At 41.0% G+C, this 21,652-nt stretch carries 17 protein-coding genes and 1 tRNA gene; 8 read left to right on the top strand and 10 right to left on the bottom strand.

Annotation, left to right across the window (positions count from 1 at the left end):
- Positions 1 to 193 precede the first annotated feature (193 nt).
- A complete protein-coding gene (locus tag BMW86_RS05795; protein ID WP_089779838.1) occupies positions 194 to 625 on the bottom strand; it encodes a hypothetical protein in 432 nt (143 codons plus the stop codon).
- A gap of 180 nt (positions 626 to 805) precedes the next feature.
- Positions 806 to 1,906 carry a GTP pyrophosphokinase gene (locus tag BMW86_RS05790; protein WP_089779836.1) on the bottom strand — a complete coding sequence of 367 codons (1,101 nt, stop codon included), beginning with the start codon at positions 1,904 to 1,906 and terminating at the stop codon, positions 806 to 808.
- Positions 1,907 to 2,713: 807 nt separating this feature from the next.
- On the opposite strand from BMW86_RS05790, the gene BMW86_RS05785 reads away from it, so the two are divergent.
- Positions 2,714 to 2,935: a hypothetical protein gene (locus BMW86_RS05785; protein WP_089779833.1), complete on the top strand. Its 222-nt coding sequence runs from the start codon at positions 2,714 to 2,716 to the stop codon at positions 2,933 to 2,935.
- Positions 2,936 to 3,061: 126 nt separating this feature from the next.
- Here the strand turns inward: BMW86_RS05785 and BMW86_RS05780 are convergent, their stop codons facing one another.
- From BMW86_RS05780 to BMW86_RS05770, 3 genes are all read right to left on the bottom strand, one after another.
- Positions 3,062 to 3,586 carry a hypothetical protein gene (locus BMW86_RS05780; RefSeq protein ID WP_089779831.1) on the bottom strand — a complete coding sequence of 175 codons (525 nt, stop codon included), beginning with the start codon at positions 3,584 to 3,586 and terminating at the stop codon, positions 3,062 to 3,064.
- Entirely contained in the window at positions 3,579 to 4,490 is a 912-nt protein-coding gene (locus tag BMW86_RS05775; RefSeq protein WP_089779829.1) for a DUF6731 family protein, read from the bottom strand. Before BMW86_RS05775 ends, BMW86_RS05780 begins: the two co-directional genes overlap by 8 nt.
- 686 nt (positions 4,491 to 5,176) lie before the next feature.
- A tRNA-Lys gene (locus BMW86_RS05770) sits at positions 5,177 to 5,250 on the bottom strand.
- A gap of 114 nt (positions 5,251 to 5,364) precedes the next feature.
- Between BMW86_RS05770 and BMW86_RS05765 the strand changes: the two genes are divergently transcribed.
- Entirely contained in the window at positions 5,365 to 6,540 is a 1,176-nt protein-coding gene (locus tag BMW86_RS05765) for a thiolase family protein (RefSeq protein ID WP_089779826.1), read from the top strand.
- 123 nt (positions 6,541 to 6,663) lie between these two features.
- Here BMW86_RS05765 and BMW86_RS05760 read toward each other — a convergent pair whose 3' ends face one another.
- Entirely contained in the window at positions 6,664 to 7,257 is a 594-nt protein-coding gene (locus BMW86_RS05760) for a hypothetical protein (RefSeq protein ID WP_143056495.1), read from the bottom strand.
- Positions 7,258 to 7,710: 453 nt separating this feature from the next.
- Between BMW86_RS05760 and BMW86_RS05755 the strand changes: the two genes are divergently transcribed.
- From BMW86_RS05755 to BMW86_RS05740, 4 genes are all read left to right on the top strand, one after another.
- A complete protein-coding gene (locus tag BMW86_RS05755) occupies positions 7,711 to 9,366 on the top strand; it encodes a DUF1800 domain-containing protein (protein ID WP_089779822.1) in 1,656 nt (551 codons plus the stop codon).
- 25 nt (positions 9,367 to 9,391) lie between these two features.
- On the top strand, positions 9,392 to 10,975 hold the full coding sequence (locus tag BMW86_RS05750) for a DUF1501 domain-containing protein (protein ID WP_089779820.1): 1,584 nt from the start codon (positions 9,392 to 9,394) through the stop codon (positions 10,973 to 10,975).
- Positions 10,976 to 11,051: 76 nt separating this feature from the next.
- Positions 11,052 to 11,378 carry a hypothetical protein gene (locus BMW86_RS05745; protein ID WP_143056494.1) on the top strand — a complete coding sequence of 109 codons (327 nt, stop codon included), beginning with the start codon at positions 11,052 to 11,054 and terminating at the stop codon, positions 11,376 to 11,378.
- Between the two features lie 51 nt (positions 11,379 to 11,429).
- On the top strand, positions 11,430 to 13,865 hold the full coding sequence (locus BMW86_RS05740; protein ID WP_089779816.1) for a TonB-dependent receptor: 2,436 nt from the start codon (positions 11,430 to 11,432) through the stop codon (positions 13,863 to 13,865).
- Between the two features lie 39 nt (positions 13,866 to 13,904).
- Here BMW86_RS05740 and BMW86_RS05735 read toward each other — a convergent pair whose 3' ends face one another.
- Genes BMW86_RS05735 through BMW86_RS05725 form a run of 3 tightly spaced genes read right to left on the bottom strand, consistent with a single transcriptional unit; the run spans position 13,905 to position 16,626 of the window.
- The gene (locus tag BMW86_RS05735; protein WP_143056493.1) at positions 13,905 to 14,357 is read right to left on the bottom strand and encodes a hypothetical protein; all 453 of its coding nucleotides are present in this window, start codon (positions 14,355 to 14,357) and stop codon (positions 13,905 to 13,907) included.
- Positions 14,358 to 14,399: 42 nt separating this feature from the next.
- Positions 14,400 to 14,816 (bottom strand): DUF983 domain-containing protein, encoded by a 417-nt coding sequence (locus BMW86_RS05730; protein ID WP_089779813.1) that lies wholly within the window; start codon positions 14,814 to 14,816, stop codon positions 14,400 to 14,402.
- A gap of 40 nt (positions 14,817 to 14,856) precedes the next feature.
- Positions 14,857 to 16,626, bottom strand: coding sequence for an ABC transporter ATP-binding protein (locus tag BMW86_RS05725; RefSeq protein WP_089779811.1), 1,770 nt, complete (start codon positions 16,624 to 16,626; stop codon positions 14,857 to 14,859).
- Positions 16,627 to 16,823: 197 nt separating this feature from the next.
- Between BMW86_RS05725 and BMW86_RS05720 the strand changes: the two genes are divergently transcribed.
- On the top strand, positions 16,824 to 18,953 hold the full coding sequence (locus BMW86_RS05720; RefSeq protein WP_089779809.1) for an elongation factor G: 2,130 nt from the start codon (positions 16,824 to 16,826) through the stop codon (positions 18,951 to 18,953).
- 45 nt (positions 18,954 to 18,998) lie between these two features.
- Here BMW86_RS05720 and BMW86_RS05715 read toward each other — a convergent pair whose 3' ends face one another.
- Positions 18,999 to 20,747, bottom strand: coding sequence for a DUF885 domain-containing protein (locus BMW86_RS05715; RefSeq protein WP_177189165.1), 1,749 nt, complete (start codon positions 20,745 to 20,747; stop codon positions 18,999 to 19,001).
- Between the two features lie 76 nt (positions 20,748 to 20,823).
- On the opposite strand from BMW86_RS05715, the gene BMW86_RS05710 reads away from it, so the two are divergent.
- Positions 20,824 to 21,651, top strand: a complete 828-nt coding sequence (locus tag BMW86_RS05710) for an AraC family transcriptional regulator (RefSeq protein WP_089779805.1) — start codon at positions 20,824 to 20,826, stop codon at positions 21,649 to 21,651.
- Position 21,652 lies beyond the last annotated feature (1 nt).

Genomic DNA, 21,652 nt, shown 5'->3' with positions numbered 1-21,652 from the left:
TTTACCCAGTAAAGGTGCTATAATATTGTTTAGCTGTTGGATTATCTATCATTAAATTATATCTTAATGTATTCGGGTGAATTCGGGACGCATTGCGTCCCGAATTGGAGAAAATTGATGAAACTGTCTCATCCGATGTAATTCTCCTGATAGATTTGGTACGCACTGCGTACCAAATTAGGGTTAACACAAATCAACTTTGAAATTTAATAAAGCTTTGAAGAACCTTTTTCGTTTCATTATCTACAGTGGGATTTCCTACAAGAGATTGCATAACATAAATTAAATCGCTTTTAGCCTTTTCATCATTCTCTCCATTAATCATCCTATTTAGCATCCAAACTGTCAGAGGGATAGGTTTTCTATTTAAAGATTCGAATAAGTATCTCTCGTACTTCCCCCTAAATTTCTCAAGAGTATGAACCAAAGGACCAGGAGTGCCAAAATCAGCATGGGGCCATTTCTCCATTAACAGGAATATAGATTCTATAGCATTTTCATAGTCCGGATTATCTTTTAAAGAATCCATAGCTTCGTATAGAAAAGACTCATTATCATTCTCAGGATCGGTTACCTCAAATGGAACGAATTCGGAAAGCAGTTTGATGATGTTGTTTGTTGTCATTTATTATAAAGTAATATCGATTATAGGAGATTAACAAGATAATACATAAAATTAGGAAAGATCATCGAACACAAAAAGCCTTCATTATTCACGTTTTCTGTCAGCTGGATATAAAAATGTCAGGCTTAAATAGACATAAACAAAAAAAGATGCGAATAATCAGGACCTTACTGATTTATATTAAACCTCCAAACCGTTGTCAGCATCATTGTGCAACTTTATAAAATCAGTGACTTCTTTGACTTTACCATTGTTGCCTTCCGAGCCATATGTTATATATTCATCAAGGTATTGACGATCACGTGCAGAGGCTAAATAGTGGAGGAAATAATCTAGTGGGGACTGTTTTAAAAGAAATTGTCTCTTATCTCCTCTTCTTTTATACAGTAATCTCGTGAAATTTTTCAGAGGTTCTTTTTTCTGAATTAATAGGTCATTTAATATTTGAATATCTTCAATTCCAAGATATTTAAGTTTACTTATAGTGTACCTAAGGTCTATTGTACCAATAAGTTTTATTCCAAATTCCTGCGTCAATATCTGTTGAGCTTCTTGGATTGCTGGGTTTTCGTCAATTAGGACAGATAATGATAAAGAGTCAATAGGTATCTTAAGTTTCGTAGGCGGTTTTGTTGTTGTGGTCGTTGTCAATTCATAATTAATTTTCTTCTTATACTCTTCCTTCAACTTTACCAGTCGATCAAATTCTATATCAGCACTTTCTAGTCCAGCGGCCAGTCTATTGAAACCTCTTTTTAAATCGTAGGGAACAGGTTCGGTACTTTTGTATCCTAAGTCATGTTCAATTTCGGCCCAGGCATGTTGTAAAATAGACCTAATTTGTATTTCTGATTTTAATCCTCTGCATGACTTATAAATAGGATTGCTTAGCCAATTCTCTTGCAATGTAGAAACAAGATGCAATGACTTATAGCCAAATTCATTAGCTTCTTTTCTACGCTTATCTACAGAGTTACTTTCATCAATTATTAAATGTGTTCTTAATATTTTTTCGACTTTTTCAACGTCACTTTCCAAATAGGTAATAACTCGCAAACCACTCAGGTCGGTAATTTCTTCAAGGGTAGAATATTTATTATCCTTCGACGCAATTTTTCCAATTAAGCTATCAAGATCTTTTGCCCGATGATAAATTGCATGAACTTTAATATTTTCGTCCTGAAGTATTTTGCTAATTGCTTGTACCAGTAATTTGCCTAACTCGTCATATTGCTTATACTTTTCAGGGTAGGATGACTTCAACTCCTCAGAATCAATCATAAATGAAGTTTTTAATTACTTAAAAAAAGGTATTTTTATAAAAGGAAATTTACAGGAACCTAAATATAGCTTATACGAAATATGCGTAGTCTTTGTAGCAACTTCAATAACGCTAAATAACTCTACTAGCGAAGTTTTCTAAACATTAATTAATACGCGCCTCAAGATCATAATTTATTATTTGTGACTAGTTAATTTTTAGTTAACAGCCTGGTAAATTTTAAGAGATTTTTTAAATTTCTTGCTTGGATAATAAGTTATGGAAATAAAAGGTAAGGTAGACCTCGAGTATGACTAAACTATCAAAAGAAGAGTTATCATAAAATAAAAAGCCCTGTCAAACATACCCTGATAGAACTTTTATTTATTCTTTAATCTCGGTGGTATAGACTTCAGAGCGGATGTTTTACTACTTTACTGAAAAGGATACAACTATTACCGTACCTAAAGACTTTATATCTCTTGTATTCAATGCGTGGGAGAATCGTGAGATACATCCAGATGATTTTCATTCTAATAATATAGACTCTATAGCCGGTTTAGACAATTCATTTTAGTTGCTCGTAAATAACGTTTTAAACTCCATTTATGACCTCCTTTAACAGAATGCGCATATTATTCATTAAAACCGGAAAATTGATTTGTACGGGGGTAGATAATAAGTACTAATTGCTAATGGGAGTTGTTAGGATTGGAACCTAACAAAATAAATACATAATAAATAATTGGAAATGAATCATTTTACTGTCCTATTGGCAGTCGTTACCCTTAGGAACGATCTTTGCCCACAATCCTCAAACGTTATGTATGAAAAAAAATGATCTCATCAAAGGATTAACCGATAGTATTGCACTACAGGGGGAATTGGAATATTTTACAGATGCACAGATTGCACATGTGATTGAGGATAAAGAGAAGTTGGAGCAAACAACCCATATGAAGGTTAAACTTCTTGAAGTTAAAAAATTAACCTCAGACAGCATTCATTACTCGTTTGAAGTACCCTTTAATGTAATGGAAAAGAATTAATCCCTAAAAAATTGGGGTTGGTTGTTAGCCGTCAATCCCAATTTAGATTATAACTATCTGTAAGTTTTACCAACCGGTTATATCATATAGTGTTGGTTATAAAAGCGGTTAGGGAATTTAATAATTCTATTCATCCTCTTGTTCTGAGTCTACTTGTTGATCATCCTGGATACTATTTTGGGGAGGGTCGGCAAGTAGGGATACGAACAATTGAGTAAAGCGAATACTTATAAAAATGGTAAGGATAAATAGAAATACATAGGCGTTATCCACAATATTAATCCCCTTGATATACATCATCTGAGAAGCTCTATGTTCAACGTACTTTATAATGAATGACGCCAATAACAAAGTTATATTGAATTGAATAGCATGTTTAAGATACATTAATAACAAAGGTAAACCACCTCCATCTACTACAAAGGTCATTCTTCTGGTTGTAATACTTTTTATCAAAGTAAGGATTGTTAAGAAGAATCCCGCTAATGTTACAGAAAGAGAGATTCCATTGTCACACATTTGATCAACCATTTTATCTATAGCAACAAACCTGTGCCTGCATATTATAAATGAAATGATAGCCAGTCCAGATAGGATAACTGGATAAAACCGCTCTATCAGATATCGCCAAGTATATTTATTATTACTCATCTAAATCCGAATTTCGTCTTACTTTATATGCAGTGTCTATTTCGGGCTTTATTTCATTATAATTTGCAATTCCATCTCTGATAATTCTTTCGATTGTAGCCAAAGTAAAATGCCGTGAACGAGGAAGAGTTACTTCAACAATTACTTTATTAGTAATAAAGTCAATTGTCTCTAAAGCACCTTCGTCTGATTCTTTGCCAGTAATCTCCATTTTTTTAATGTCTCCGTGAGTGTCTGCTCTTAATAAATTCCCAAATATTGCTGCAATACGGTTTCTTCTAAGCGTACCCGGGGTATGGCCCATAGTCAATTTTATTGAAATGCTATCTGCATTCGTTTTATCTGCGATACTTCTTAGTTCACCCACAGATCTACTAACACCGTCATTTGCTAAAATACCTCCACCCCTTACGCTAGCAACTGACAACTCTAAGCTTCTCACTTCTCCCATTCTTCGCAATCGTTCTATTTCAGAAGGGTTAATTACCACATTGAACTCAATTTTCCTTATTTCTGTTCTGAAATTTCTTTTGAAATACTTTGCAATTCCGGACGCTGTAATCCCATTTCTATTATATTGAATCAAAATTATGTCGTTAGTAGAATCAAAAAAGAAAGACGTATAATGTCCTAATCCTTCACCTTCATCTAGCTCCAAGTCTTTAGGCCTTTCTCCAAGTTTAGCGCGTGGGGGCAAATCGCTATTTTGAACTAAACAAAAAGTTCCATAATAAATAATCCTCCTTTTATTAACCCCATCAATTAGGTCAAAATCATCACCATCTTTTCTCATTACAACCCTTGGATCAGGCATGTTGTCTAACATGTTTTGAAAACTCGTTATTTCAGAATCTATTTTAGGAGTAATTCTCACCTGAAACATTTGAAATTTTGTGCTACTCATGACATCTTTTTAAATTGGGATAATTAATTATGAATTATGGGGTTTTTAATACGTGGTTAAAATCTGGAAGAATCAGTATATCCCTATCTTTCACTATTCTGAAGGAATATATGAGATATTCGAGAATTCGCTTTAGCACATTTAATGATGTAAATTCAATTCTTTATGACAAAACGTGGATATATTATATAGCTGATTACTAAATATACGAAACCTGTTCAATACTGAGAAATTGGATACAGGTATTTAAATTCTAACGATATAAGGATGTAGTTGTTAGATTCAGTAATCTCCGTTGATTTACTAGTAACGACTTCTGCTTTACGGTCAAATTTTTCTGGTTTACGTGGCAGCATAGTGAAAATCCGTTATCTGGGTTTCCCCGGATGGTATTTTCATTATAAACTTCTTGTTAGCTATTTTAGTTTCGAATTTCCTTAGCCAAAATGAAATAGGAAGCTCCTCACTTACTTTCATTGTAATTTAATTTGGTTTATCCTTTGTAAATGCGGTGTAGTAAAGCATCTAAGAGAAAAAAGGTTACATTAAAGTAGAGATTTTTGATGTAACCTTTTTTGTAACCATTTGGAGTGGTTTGAATTAGATCAACATTGTAGCTTAAAAACAGAAAAGCCGCGTAAATCATGTGATTTATGCGGCTTTGATACTGTTTGATGATCTTAGTGTGACCCCTCAGGGACTCGAACCCTGGACCTACTGATTAAGAGTCAGTAGCTCTAACCAGCTGAGCTAAGGAGTCATCGTTTTACCGTTGAACGGGCTGCAAATCTAACACCTTGTTTTATAATTCGCAAAACTTCTTTAACTTAAATAAAAAAAATCGGGCGAAATGCCCGGAAAAGGAGTCTTAAGAATGGAAACAGCTTACATAGTAGCCGGGTATAGAACCGCCGTGGGCAAGGCCAAGCGTGGCGGATTCCGCTTTTCCCGGCCTGATGATCTGGCCGTAGAAGTAATTACAGGATTATTGAAAAGTGTCCCGCAACTCGATCCGAAACGGGTGGATGACCTCATTGTAGGTAATGCCGTCCCCGAAGCAGAACAGGGTTTGCAGATAGGGCGCATGATATCCGTAAGAGCTTTGGGAATAGAAGTTCCTGGCATGACCGTAAACCGGTATTGTGCTTCCGGGCTGGAAACAATTGCTATTGCCACTGCTAAGATTCAGTCTGGCATGGCGCATTGTATCGTTGCCGGTGGTACCGAAAGCATGAGCCTAGTACCGGTAGCCGGTTGGAAAACCGTTCCTAATTATAAAGTCGCTACCACTACACCTGAGTATTACCTCGGCATGGGATTGACAGCAGAAGCTGTTGCCCGTGAATATAACGTCTCAAGAGAGGACCAGGATACATTCTCCTTCAGATCTCATCAGAAGGCCTTAAATGCCATTCAAAATGGGTATTTCAAGGAAGGTATACTGCCTATCTCAGTGGACGAAGTGTATGTAGATGAGAAAGGGAAAAAACAACAACGCACCTATGTTGTTGATACTGATGAAGGTCCGCGTGCAGATACTTCCTCAGAAGCCCTTGCTAAACTGAAACCGGTGTTTGCTGCCGGCGGCAGTGTTACCGCAGGTAACTCATCTCAGACATCCGACGGCGCTGCCTTCGTGGTAGTAATGAGCGAGACGATGATGAAGGAACTGGGTCTTCAGCCAATAGGCAGGTTGGTAGGCTGCGCTTCTGCAGGTGTTCACCCGCGTATTATGGGCATAGGACCTGTGGCTGCTATTCCTAAGGTATTGCAGCAGGTAGGTAAGACATTGAATGATATAGATTTGGTAGAGCTGAATGAGGCTTTTGCTTCTCAGTCAATAGCTGTGATAAGAGAACTAGGGATTAATCCTGATATCGTAAATATTAACGGCGGAGCTATTGCACTGGGGCATCCTTTAGGATGTACCGGAGCTAAACTTACTGTACAGATTTTAGGTGATCTGAAACGCCTGAATAAGAAATACGGTATTGTAACAGCATGCGTAGGTGGTGGCCAGGGTATTGCAGGTGTTATTGAAAGATTTTAATGATAGAGAGTCGTTTAGCAGATAGCAGCTAAACGACTCTTATAAAAAAATACCTCTCTGTTAACCAGCATATAATCAGGAAACAGTTGCTGCTAAGCAACTCCTAAATGAAAGAGGTTGAAGCTAATAGGCAAAAGCCACCTGCCTGTTATAACTATACCCAACACTCTTATCAAACACTTCTTCCTCTGTCAGCTTTTTACTAATCGCATACATTCTATAAACCTCATCCTCAAGCAATAACGGATCTGTTGTAAACAAATCTTTACCATCTTTCGTCACTACCAGGTACTCTTTATCAGCTACCACCTTAGAAGTAGCTTTACAAATAATAAACCCGTCTCCCACGCGCAGGCAAATAGATTTCACTTCCTCTCCGGCATAAACGATCTTAAACGCAGGCTGAACATAATACTCCCCATAAATGACATCTTGTATAGTGTTATACATATACACGGGGATATTATAATGTAATGCCGGGTCTTTTAGCGCCTGCTGCATCTTAGAAAAGTTATCATAACAGATCTTATTTTTCCTGATAGAGGCAGGAAGGTTAACGCCTAATTTCTCCTTGTACAGTTGAAGGAAGGATGCACTGAGATTGTATTGATTGCTTTCATAAGCGATATAAGTAGACGCAGGTATCTTCAGATATTTATACATTCTCATTACACTTACACCTAATAGTTCACGAACCATTAATAACGGAGTAACCATATATTTAGGGGATTTATTTATCTTTATGTCATATTATGATAAAACGTAATAATGAGATATTCAATCTGATTACCATAATATTTCTCTGCAAAAATAACTGTATTTGAATATAATTCGCAAATAAAGTTAACTATGTTATAAATTGATAAATAGTGTGTTATGGTGAATATATCAGTCTTAAAATGATAAAAGCATTATCAGAATGATACGTAGTTAATTAATTTAGGAAAGATATACTGAGGATAATGATCTTGATATCAAAATCCTTTATCATGATATCAATAACGCTGATAATCACCGGATTCCGGCCAAACTCAACGAATTACAAATAAAATAATCCCAATGAATTAAACTTTTTACTAATTTGCTATCGTAAAAACTTTAGGGGACCCTGTGCAAAAGCCTATATCAATCCAGAATTCATCCCTATAATTATATAACCATATCATTTTTATGGATCGCAGACAATTCCTTACGCTTTCTCCTGAAAGCAGGCAAACAGTGAAAGCGACTACCACCGGCGCTCGTACAGATTCCGGTACCACCGCCTACACAGGAGCTTTCGATACCGCTCAGGTCGTACACCTGCTCAAACGTACCATGTTCGGAGCCACCCCCGCAGATATTGCATGGGCCAAAGGACTAGGTATGGACGCTGCAGTTGAAGCCCTCATCACTACCACCAGCACTATAGCTACCTCTCCGTTAAATACCTACGGCGACGATGTTACCGGTATCGCCCCCGGCGCTACCTGGGTAAACTCAACACCTCCTCCTGTAGCAACAGACGATCTCGACCTGGACAAAATGCGCCGCCCTACCTACCAGGCATGGTGGGTTAGCATCATGCTCTCTCAGGGACGCAGCATCCAGGAAAAAATGATGCTCTTCTGGGCTAACCACTTCTCTATCGAAACCGATAAAGTACTGGATGCCCGCCTCGTATACAGGTACAATAATATGCTGCGCGCAAACGCCCTCGGTAACTTCAAAACACTCGTGAAAGAAGTTACACTGGCCCCCGCCATGCTGATCTACCTCAACGGTAACCTCAATGGTAAAGAAGCCGCAGACGAAAACTACGGCCGCGAATTACAGGAACTGTTTACCGTAGGTAAAGGCCCGGATTCTCATTACACCGAAGAAGATGTAAGAGCCGCCGCCCGCGTCCTGACCGGCTTCAGAGTAGACCCGGTTACTATGACCAGCTACTTTGAAACCACTCAGCACGACATCACCAACAAAGAATTCTCTGATTTCTATCTCAATAAAAAAGTATCAGGAAAAACAGGACAAGATGGTGCTACAGAACTCGATGATCTGTTAGCTATTATCTTCTCCGCTAACGAAGTGGCTAAACACATCGTGCGGAAAATATACCGCTTCTTTGTATACTACCTGATAGATGATGCCGTTGAAACGAACGTAATCACCCCATTGGCTGCGATCTTCGTTGCCAACAACTATGATATCACTCCGGTACTCAGAGCATTATTCAAAAGCGAACATTTCTACGATCCGTTAAACATGGCCTGCCTGATTAAAAGTCCGGTAGACTTCACCATAGGAATGTGTCGCGAATTTGATGTACAATTCCCTACTGCTTACATGGACGCATACACCGCCTGGGATACCATGCGCGATACTATGAAGAATATGTTGCAGGACATAGGTCAGCCTCCACTGGTGGCCGGTTGGGATGCTTACTACCAGGAACCTCAATACCATGAGCTGTGGATCAATACCGATACACTGCCTAAACGTAATATGCTGAGCGATATGCTCATCAGCACTGGTGGTTTTGCCAATCTGAAAATAGATGTACTGACCTTCGCAGATAAATTATCCGATCCTTCAAATCCTGTTACACTCGTAAATGATTCACTGGATCTGATGTACCGTATCGAAGTATCTGATGCTACACGTGCCTTCTTAAAAAATACCTTGCTGCTCAGCGGACAAAATCCGGATAGTGATTACTACTGGACTGACGCCTGGAATGCCTACAAAGCAAATCCCGGTGATGCCGCTACGCGTCAGGTAGTAGAAAGCCGTTTACAATCGCTCTACAAGTACCTGATGGACCTGTCTGAATATCAATTAGCCTGATCTTAGAAAGACCTAACCTATTACTATGAAACGCAGAGACTTTCTTAAATATACCGCGCCAGCCACCGTACTACCCACTTTTATAAATGGGTTTGCCGTAAAAGCTTTTGGCTCATCATCTTCGCTTCTGGCTGCGCTGGAAGCTTCTGCCACAGATAATGACCACGTACTGGTTATGATCCAGTTGGCAGGTGGTAATGACGGCCTTAACATGGTGGTGCCACTGGACATATATGGTAAATACCAGGCTGCACGCCCCAACATTGCCATCGCGGAAGGCAAGGTGCTGCCACTCGTTAATAATATTAAAACCGGCCTGCATCCTGCATTAAAAGGGATCCAGGAATTATACGATGATGGAAAAGTATGTATCGTACAAAGTGTAGGATACCCTTCTCCGGATTACTCCCACTTCCGCGCTACCGATATCTGGTTAACCGGTTCCGATCAGAACCAGGTATTAACTACCGGCTGGGCAGGACGTTATCTGTCTACAGAATATCCTGATTTCCCGGATAACTATCCGAACGATAAGGATACTGATCCTTTGGCTATTCAGATAGGTTCTATCGTATCGCCAGCCTTCAACGGTACCAATGCCAACATGGGTATCGCCATCACCAGTGCTACGGACTTCTACAATCTGATTGATGGTGTACAGGACCCCGTTCCCAACACCCATGCCGGTTTAGAACTGGAATATATCCGTACCATCGCCCGTCAGACTAACAAGTTTGCAGATTCTATCAAAGCAGCTGCGGCTAAAGTAACTTCTCAAAGCCCTTATCCTGATAACGGTCTGGCAGAACAACTTAAAATAGTAGCACGCCTTATCGCCGGTGGACTCAAAACCCGCCTCTATATGGTAAGTCTTGGCTATTTTGATACGCATGCAAGTCAGACTCAGGGTGGAGATAATACCACCGGTTACCACGCAGAACTGCTGGGCCGACTGTCAACTTCCATCAAAGCATTCATGGACGACCTTACCAACCTGAAAGTATCCCGCCGCGTGGCAGGTATGACCTTCTCAGAGTTTGGCCGTCGTACCAAATCCAATGGTAGTATGGGTACAGACCACGGTGCTGCTGCTCCAATGATCCTCTTCGGGGATTATGTACTGCAAGGTGTACTGGGTGCTTCTCCTACCATCCCGGATGCTACTTCCGTGAATGATAACATGCCAATGCAGTACGACTTCCGTTCTGTATACGCGTCCCTGCTGGAACAATGGTTCTGCGTGGATAACACCACCCTGCAGACCATCCTGCTAAAGGATTATCAGCGACTGCCAATCATAAGCGGTATCGCCTGCGGTACCATCACGGCTATCGATGATGTCAACAATGGCAGCACACACCTCATCACCAATTACCCGAATCCTTTTGTGGATACTACCACATTAAAATATAAGTCCAAAGGCGGTCATACCATGATCCAGATCTTTGATACCATGGGCCGCCTGATAGGCGTACCGGTAAATAAGGTACTGGCAGTAGGGGAGTACACCACTTCTTTTGATGCCAGACAACTGGCCACCGGAACATATTATGCCCGACTTCAGAACGGGCCTTACCAACAGGTAAGAACAATGCTGAAAGTGAAATAAAAAAGATGCTCCTGGTTCAACCAGGAGCATCTTTTTTTAAACGGTGTTGCAAATTCATTTATCTTTGCTTTCGCAGGTGAAGAAACAGTTTCTATATAAAATATTAGCGATAACGCTCTTGGGTGTATTTACATTTAATACTATCCCCAGGGAGTTTATTCACCAGTTCCTGGACCATCACGATACAAAAGATATCCCCGTATCACATGATGGCCCCGCATTTTCCGTTAAGCACCAACACTGCGCATTCCTGCAGATAGAACCAGAACCGTATGTACACGTAACTGCTTTCTATCATGCACTGATACAAAATATCATCTGGAATTACGCTTCCCCATACATGCCTGTTATCAGGTACACCCCCTTCAGGGCATTATCCCTTCGTGCACCCCCGGTAGCATAAGCCCATACATACTACTCTCACAAATCATTATTGAATAATTAAGAAATTATTATGCACTATTTACGTGTTTCTATATTCAGCGCCATCGCTGTTTTGATACTCTCATCTGCATTTGCCAATGATGCCGATAATTCATTAAGCGGAAACATCACTGATAAATCATCCAAAGCTGCTTTACCCGGGGCCACCATATATCTGCCGGACCTGCACGTAGGTGCTTCTGCAGATGCACAGGGGCATTACTCCATTAAAAATCTGCCTAAAGGAAGATACCTGGTAGAAGTACATTACATAGGGTATGCTGCTTTTACACAATCAACACTCATCAGCGGCGATACCAAACTGGATATTTCCCTGTCAGAAACACTGATAGAAAAGAACGAAGTAGTGATCACCGGTGTGAACCTCGCTACTACACTTAAAGAAACGCCTACGCCCGTAAGTATCGTAAGAAGGGATTACCTGGATGCAAATATCTCTACCAATATCATAGATGCTATTGCAAAATTACCGGGTGTTAGTCAGCTGACTACTGGCCCTGCTATCTCCAAACCTTTCATCCGCGGACTTGGTTACAACCGTGTTGTAGTGGTAAGTAATGATGTAAGACAGGAAGGACAGCAATGGGGTGATGAACATGGTATCGAGATAGATGATTACAATGTAAGCAAAGTAGAAGTACTGAAAGGCCCCGCTTCTTTAGTATATGGATCTGATGCTATTGCAGGTGTGGTAAACATTGTTCCTCCCGGCCCGGTACCGGAAGGGCATATCAAAGGAAATGTGGCCGCCAACTATCTTTCCAATAACGGTCAGATAGCTTATCATGCTGATATTGCCGGTAATCATAATGGCTTTAACTGGAGTTTGTACGGTACACAGAAATGGGCACACGACTACCAGAATAAATATGATGGTTATGTATATGGTTCCGGTTTTAATAACACCAACTTTGGCGCTGCTATAGGTCTCAACAAAAGCTGGGGTTCATCCACTTTAAGCTTTACCTCTTTTAATCAACACTTAGGTATTGTAGAAGGAGAACGTAATGCCGCAGGTCAGTTCCTCAAACCTATCAATAACAATGGTACAGAAGATGAAGCAGTAGCTACCAACAGCGATTTTAAATCATACAGCCTGGGTTTACCCCGCCAGCAAATCAATCATCAGAAGATTGTCTGGGACAATAATATTTACCTGAATAACGGAGGACGCTTAGGGTTAACATTGGGCTACCAGTTAAACCGTCGCCAGGAATTTGAAGATGTACTCGCTCCGGATGAAGCAGGCTTATATCTTAAACTGAATACATTCAACTACGCACTGAAATATTATTTGCCGGAAATGAAAGGCTGGCAAACAACTGTTGGTGTAAATGGTATGCAGCAGCATAACGATATTTCTTCCAGTAAGGAATTCCTGATTCCCGGGTATGATTTATTTGATGCAGGTGTTTTTGCCGTTACCAGTAAAACTTTCAACAAGCTGACATTAAGTGGTGGATTAAGGTTTGATAACCGTTCCATGAATGTAAAAGGACTTTCTTTAGATGCTGATGGCAAACCTGTGACTACAGGTGGTGACACCAAATTCACCGCTTTCGATAAGAACTTCTCAAACATCTCCGGAAGTGTTGGTATCAGCTACGCTGCCAGTGATATGGTAACATTAAAATTAAACGCAGCGCGTGGTTTCAGGGCTCCTAATATTTCAGAACTGGCGGCTAATGGTGTACATGAAGGCACCATCAAATATGAATACGGGAATAACGATTTGAAACCTGAAGTAAGTACACAGGGAGATGCCGGTATTGATTTTAGTTCTGAGCATGTATCATTTGCTGCCAGCGTATTCTACAATCATATTACCAACTTTATCTTCAGTCGTAAATTATTCAATGCAGCAGGTAGCGATTCTATTCCTGCTGTAGATAATGATGAAGGATACAGCGCTTTTAAATATCAGCAGACTACCGCCAATTTATACGGTGGAGAATTTACAGTGGATATTCATCCTCATCCGATCGATTGGTTACATTTCGAGAACACAGTTTCCTATGTAAGGGGTGTAATCCCTAATGGCACTGATTCTACGAAGTATTTACCTAACATTCCTGCTGGCCGCTGGTTATCAGAATTAAAGGGAAGGTTTAAAAAAGTAGGTGGAGTGATGCAGAATGCATATATCAGTGTTGGAATGGACATGACGTTTGCACAAAACGATGTTTTCTCTGCCTATCAGACAGAGACAGCTACACCTGGTTATACATTGTTTAATGCAGGGTTGGGAACTGATTTTGTGAATAAGAATAACAAGGTATTATTCTCATTACATCTGGCAGCTAACAACATCACAGATGTTGCCTATCAGAATCATTTAAGTCGTTTGAAATATGGGCCTGAAAATGATGTAACGGGTCGATTTGGCGTATTTAATATGGGGAGGAACTACAGTGTGAAAGTGACTATACCAATTGATTTCAAATAATAATAAAAAGGGAGGCTTTCATCAAAAGCCTCCCTTTTTTTATGGACAATGTTGTCTTAAAGCGCTGATCAGTGTTTTATCGTAAGTAAGCAGGGTTGGTTTGTCCGGATCTATCGTAATATCTTCCAGTTTCTCATTCGCCTTATCCAGCCTTAACCATCCTATAGTAGATTCATGATCTTTCTCATTGGAAAAGAGTTGTATAAACAGTTTACTTTTTTCCTGACGATCTATCCTCACTTTGATATTTTCCTTTTTAGTACCATCAGATTCAAAGTTGGAACTGAGAACGATATCAGTAATAGCTTTATAACATTCGGGGGGATAATGCCCCACCTGTGGCCTCAAAGTATCTGAAGTGGGGATCATAGACGCGGTATCTGCGCCTATATCCTTAATGGCTGAAGTGTCTGCCTTGTTTTCCTGTGAGGCAGATACGCAACTGCTTAACAATACTACAGACAGGATGTACAATAGATGTGATGGTTGCATGATAGATCTTTTGGGATGAGTATCACAAAAGTCGTGCAATGATTATTTTTCAGGAAGGTCTTCCGTACTCTCATCATAATAAACAAAGAAGTACAGGTAGATAACCCTGCTGACACGCATGAGCCATGGCTGTAAAACTACCAGTAATGCACCGTTTATTCCCAGCCATATAAAGATGCTGTTATCCTGCCAGGAGATGCCGATCAATACCCAATAAGCAACAAGGGTAGCTACAGAGAGGGCTACACTTAATGCATAACTCACATAACCGGTACCGAACCAGAAACCTTGTTCCAGTTCGAATTTCTGAGCGCAGACAGGGCAACGTTCAGGCATATCGAAAATTTGGGATAAGCGCCAGTGAAAAGGGTTTTTGTCTTTGTACATGTGGCCTTTACGGCAACGTGGACATTTCATACCTAACAGGCTGAGGAGATAATTCGGTCGCTTTTTACTCATGCTGCAAAGATAAAGAGGAAAACCGGGGTTTTCCTCTTCGTTAATGTTGTACTTCTCTTTCTCCTATTTGCTGTCTCCACATAGCGTAATACAATCCTTTCTCTGTCAGCAGGTTTGCATGTGTACCGGTTTCTATGATGCGTCCTTTTTCCAGTACATAAATCCTGTCGGCATGCATAATAGTAGATAACCTGTGTGCGATCATCACGGTAATATGCTCACGGGTAGAAGTAATTTCCTGTACAGTGGTGGTGATAGCCTGTTCTGTGATAGAATCCAGTGCGGAAGTGGCCTCGTCAAATACCAGCAAACGCGGGTGACGGAGCAATGCACGTGCAATGGATAAACGTTGTTTCTCTCCACCGGAAATCTTCATTCCGCCTTCACCTATTACAGAATCAAGTCCATGATCTGCCCTGGCAAGCAGGGTGTCACAGCTGGCCTGCCTCATGGCATGCAGGATTTCATCATCTGTAGCACGGGGATTCACGAATAACAGGTTCTCTTTAATAGTACCGGAGAACAACTGTGTATCCTGTGTTACAAAACCTATCTGGTAACGTAACTCTTCGATATCTATTTTCGTGCTTTCTATCCCGTTATACTTAATACTTCCTTCAGGTGGGTTGTATAAACCTACCAGCAGTTTTACCAGGGTAGTTTTACCGGAACCGGATGGACCTACAAAGGCAATTGTTTCACCGGTCCTTACCTTAAAGGAGATATGGTCCAGTGCTTTGGTAGAGGCGGTCAGATGTTGAAAACCTACATTCTCAAATGACAATGTATCGATCTGATTTATTGTAACAGGATTTGCCGGCATTTCTTCTACCGGAGTGTTCAGTATGCCTTCAAAATTCAACAGGGATACCTGTGCTTCCCGGTAGGAGAGGATAATATTTCCCAGTTCCTGTAACGGGCCAAAAATAAAGAAGGAATATAACTGTAAGGTAAAGAGCTGTCCTACCGTTACGGTGTCCTTGTAAATCAGGAACAACAACATGAAGAGGATCACCTGGCGCAGGAAGTTCACAAAAGTTCCCTGTACAAAGCTGATACTACGGATGCTGCGTACCTTTTTCAGTTCCAGCATCAGAATACGGATGGTGGTAGAGTTGAGCCTGCGGATCTCCTGGTTGGTCAATCCAAGGCTTTTTACCAGCTCTATATTACGGAGCGATTCTGTAGTAGCTCCTGCCAGCATGGTAGTTTCCTTTACGATAGTCTTCTGAATGGTTTTGATTTTGCGGCTTAGTACATTCATGAGCCAGCCCAGTAGCAGACATCCGCCGAAGTATACAAATACCAGGCTCCAGTGTACCCGGAAAGCGTATACCATCACGAATACTACCCCTACCAGGGCCACAAACAGTACATTCACAAAAGAAGTGATGAACTTCTCACAATCCACCCTTACTTTCTGCAGAACGGCCAGTGTTTCGCCGCTTCGCTGATCCTCAAACTGCTGGTAAGGCAGCCTTAATGAGTGACGTAACCCATCCGTATACACCCTGGCCCCAAACTTCTGAATGATCACATTCACAAAGTAGTCCTGAAAAGCTTTGGCAATACGGGAAATCATGGCCACACTGATGGACGCCAGCAATAACCACAACACACCATTAATATAACCCGACTGACTACGCGGTAATGCCTTTGCATCAGTATGCGGATGCGAGGCAAACATATCTATGATCTTGCCGAAGATATATGGGTCCAATAAGGAAAATACCTGGTTAATGGAGGCTAAAAACAGCGCCAGCACGATCAACCACTTATAACTCTTTAAATAATGCAAAAACAATTTCATGCTTGAATATGGTCTAGGTTGCAAAGGTACATTAAGTTGATGTTGCAACATATTATTATGATAGTTGTACTCAGAAAAATACAGTAACTTAATAGGAAGAACAGGTCACACAGCTATTTCGCACCGGCAAAGTTCACCAAAACGGCAATTTCCACGTTTCCCAAAATTATCTGCGCTCATCTCTTAATCTTTTCATTATGAAGGCCTACGATGAAAAACACATCAGGAACATCGTACTGTTAGGTGCCGCCAAGAGCGGCAAAACTACCCTGTGCGAAACCATGTTATTTGAAGCCGGCATTATTCCACGCCGCGGTACGGTTGAAGAACGAAATACCGTATCTGATTACCACGATATTGAACACGAAAGAGGTAGCTCCGTGTATGCTACCTGCCTGCACACTGAATGGCGTAATTACAAGATCAATATTATTGACACACCCGGACTGGAAGACTTCATCGGTGAAGTCATTGCTTCCATCCGTGTATGCGATACCGCTCTTTTACTGCTGAACGCCCAGCATGGGGTGGAAGTAGGAACAGAGCTGATATGGGATTATGTAGATAAATACCGGAAACCTACTATATTGATTGTCAATCAGCTGGATGCTGAATTTGCCAACTTTACGGCTACTGTGGATGATGCCAAACGGGTATTCGGCTCTGCCGTTACCATCATGCAATATCCTGTTAACCAGGGTGTTGGTTTTAACAGCGTGATAGACCTGCTTAAAATGACTTTATACCGTTTCCCTGAAAACGGAGGAAAACCCGAGAAACTACCTATCCCTGATAGTGAAAAGGAAACGGCTGAACGCCTGCATAATGAACTGGTGGAAAAGGCAGCGGAAAATGATGATACCCTGATGGAACAGTATTTTGAAAAAGGGAATCTGGATGAGGATGAACTGAGAGAGGGATTGAAGATAGGGATGCTGAAACACCAGGTATTCCCCGTGTTCTGCCTGTCTGCTATAAATAATATGGGTAGCGGCCGCCTGATGGGGTTCATAGACAACGTTGCCCCTGCGGCAGTGGAAATGCCACCGGAACAGAGCGAGGAGGGGAAACCTATCCCTTGCGATCCTGCTGCTTCTCCGGTGTTGTTTGTTTTTAAGACCCTGCTGGAACCTCATATAGGCAGATTATCCTTCTTTAAAGTGATTGCCGGTGAGATAAAACCAGGCGTAGAACTCTATAATGAGAAAGGGAATACTTCCGAACGTCTGAACCAGTTGTTCATTGCTGATGGGCGAAACCGTAACCCGGTGGAATTGTTGCGATCGGGGGATATAGGGTGTACGCTTAAACTGAAGAATACTTTAACAAATCATACTTTAAGTGATAAGCAATCCGGTAAACAGGTGGCTCCTATAGACTTCCCGTTACCTAAAGTACGGGTAGCGATAGAGGTAATTAATAAGGCAGATGATGAGAAACTGGGAGAGGTACTGGCAGAGATTCACATGGAAGACCCTACACTGGAAATAGAATACAACAAAGAACTGAAACAGGTTATTCTGCATGCACAGGGTGAATTACACCTTTCATTAATCCGCTGGCGACTGGAACATATCTATAAAATGCCTGTCGAGTTTCTTCCGGCCAAGATTCCTTACCGGGAAACTATCCGTCAGTCTGCCATGTCTAATTACCGGCATAAGAAGCAGTCGGGTGGGGCAGGGCAGTTTGGAGAAGTGTATATGAAGATAGAGCCTTATTATGATGGGATGCCTACACTAAAAGAGTTCCCTGTAAGGGATACGGATTCGATAGACCTGGCCTGGGGTGGTAAACTCGTGTTCAACAATTGTATTGTCGGCGGAGTGATTGATAACCGTTTCCTGCCTTCTATTTTAAAGGGGATCATGGAAAAGATGCAGGAAGGCCCCCTGACAGGTTCCTATGTACGTGATATACGCGTAAGCGTGTATGATGGCAAAATGCATCCTGTAGACAGTAATGATATCTCTTTCAAAATAGCAGGTATGATGGCATTCAAAGATGCTTTTCACCAGGCAGATCCTCAGCTTCTGGAACCCGTTTTTGATGTAGAAACGACTGCACCGGACAGTATGATGGGAGATATTATGGGTGAGTTACAAACCCGGCGTAGCATTATTACGGGGATGGATACGCTGAATGGTTACCAGGTGATCCGCGCCCGTACACCACAAGCTGAATTGGACAAGCTCTATGCAGCATTGCGTAATGTTACCCAGGGGAAAGCAAAGATCAAAGCTGTATTTGCTGAATACGCGCCCGTTCCGGGAGATTTACAAAAGAAATTAACAGAAGAGTATAAGAGAGAAGAAGTGGCGGTATAATATTATTATATATGGCCTCCGCAATATGCGGAGGCCATATATAGGTTACTGTCTGGAACACCAGTCGTTGATATAGTTTTCAAGTACAGTCATTGGCATATCTCCCTGAGCCAGTAATGCATCATGAAATTTAATGATACTGAATTTCTTCCCCAGTCGTTTTTCACACATTGCCCGCAGGCGTAAAATCTCCAGTTCTCCGGTCTTATAGGAAAGTGCCTGCCCGGGCATCGCCATATATCTTTCGGTAGCACTGGTGGCATCTGCCTCACTGGTAGACAGATTTGCCATGATATAAGCGATACTTTGTTCGCGTGTCATCTTACCGGTATGAAGACCAACATCAGTAACCAGCCTGATTGCCCGCATCATTTCATTGTTAAGCGCCGCCATTTCCTGGTAAGGATCTGTATAACAACCCAGTCTGCTTCCTAAAGATTCTATATACAGCGCCCAGCCTTCCGTAAATGCATTAAAAGAAATACTTCTTCTGAAAGTAGGCAGTGCATTATTTTCCTGCTGTAGGGATATCTGGAAATGGTGCCCTGGTACTGCCTCATGAATAAAAGTAGCTTCCATGGCAGAGCTTACAGTATTGATTTTCGTTGCATCCGGTACCGGCACATAAAAGACACCGGGCCTCTTACCATCTATTGAGCCAAGTGTATAAGAAGGCCCGTTCTGGCCTGCTTCCCGGAAAGACTCTACTCTTCTGATCTCGAAATCTGCCTTGGGGAAAATGCTGAACAGCTCCGGCAAATGTGGCTTTATTTTCGCGTATACGTCCCGGTAGGCCTGCAATACCTGTTCAGGAGTTTTAAAAGGCATGAACTGAGGATCTGATTTCAGAAATGTGAAGAACTCATTAAGTGTACCGGAAAAGCCTGTCCGGGTTTTAATCAGTTCCATCTTTGCCCTGATACGAGAAACCTCATCCAATCCTTTTTGGTATATCTCTTCCGGACTGGAATCAGTTGTAGTGTAGTACTTTACATAGTATCTGTACATTGCTGCTCCTCCCACGATGCCTGATAAACCTGAGGAATCTGTCGCTTTTGCCAGGTATTCATTTTTAAGATAATCCGCCAGCTGTTGGTAAGCGGGCAATAATTGTTCACGGATAGCTTTTCCCAGTTCATCGCTAATCTCTTGTTTAAATTCAGCTGGCAGTGTTTTCAGCGGAGTATAAAATACATTCAGGGAATCATCTTTTCCAAGCGCTTCCATCTGCGGAATGATTTTCATTACCAGTACTTTGGGTAGAACGGTCCCAGCCGAGGCGCCTTTTTTCATATTAAGAATGGCGGTGGCTGCCCATATTTTAAAAGCGGCAATACGTCTTATCCAGTTACGATAATCCTGCACGGTCTTAAATGGCTGGGCCGAACTTCCCGAACCTAACTGACCAATAAATAATGGAATGGAATTGAAATGATTTAAAGGAAGATACTCCAGGTGGAGTTTTCTGCTTTCCAGATCTCTCGATAATATTTTCTTTAAAACATCGACGGAAATACGGTCAGCAGGTGTTAGTTGCTCTTTATCAAAAGAGGACAACAATTTCAGATATTTCTCATCAAACCGGGAAACCTCAGCAATATATGGTGCTGAAATATCATTGGCCAGTTGATCATCATATTCATGGTATCCTAAAAAAGTAGCATCCAGTGGCTGGAGTTGTAGAGATTCCCGGTAGTAATTTTCAAATAACTGTTGAAGTTTTTTTTGCTGTGCAATGCTGCTTTGTGTAATGAAAAGGCTGCTTGCCATCAGCATGAAACATTTGAGATTCATATTTTGCATGCTGTAAAATTAGATGGACTTTAAGGTTTAAAATTGTACAGGATTAGCTTATTTATTATTTTTACATATGATGATAACTGATGACTCAAAAAACGCAGAGTGCTTTTCAAATGGTCGTTATGTAGGTCCTGCCAAGAAGGAGTTACATTTTGGAGACATCATAGCCAGTGAGAATGAATATGCTAAGGGAATCTCATCCGTATGGCATTACCATGAGAACCCGCACTTTTCACATATACTCAATGGTGGAAGTATTGAAGTGGGTGAATACAATACGGCCTACCAGACAGAAGGGGACTCGTTGTTCTATAACCCATGTATGTTGCATAAAAACACTGACTACAAAGAAAATACAAGGATTTTTAACCTTGAATTACAACCCGGATTTTTCACTAAGAATAAATTGAAATATTCTGCAGCGGATAATTACTGGTCATATTATGATGAGCATTTAAAAAAGGTATTGGTAATAAAGGTTTTAAAAGAGTATTTATTGAATGATACCAATTCCGGACTCTCAATAGAACAATTATGTGTACTGCTCTGCCAGCAGGATGCGGTGAAGCAGAAACCTGAAAAGAACAATCACTGGTCATCATTACTAAAGGAATACCTGCACGAGAAATGGAATACCCCGTTTAGCCTTAGTGAGCTGTCTGAAGAAGTGCAGATTCATCCGGTAAATATTTCAAAATACTTTTCAAGATACTTCAACTGCACATTAGGAGAATATATAAGGAGGATCAAAATTGAAAAATCCCTTCCATTAATCAGAAATAAGAAATACAGCCTTACGGAAATAGCTTACGAATGTGGCTTTACCGACCAAAGCCACTTTACCAAAACCTTCAGGAATATCACCGGGATGCTGCCAAAAGACTACAGGCAATTTTAGT

The organism is Chitinophaga sp. YR573 (assembly GCF_900110995.1).
Lineage (GTDB): Bacteria > Bacteroidota > Bacteroidia > Chitinophagales > Chitinophagaceae > Chitinophaga.
This window is presented reverse-complemented; position numbering and strand designations above follow the sequence as displayed.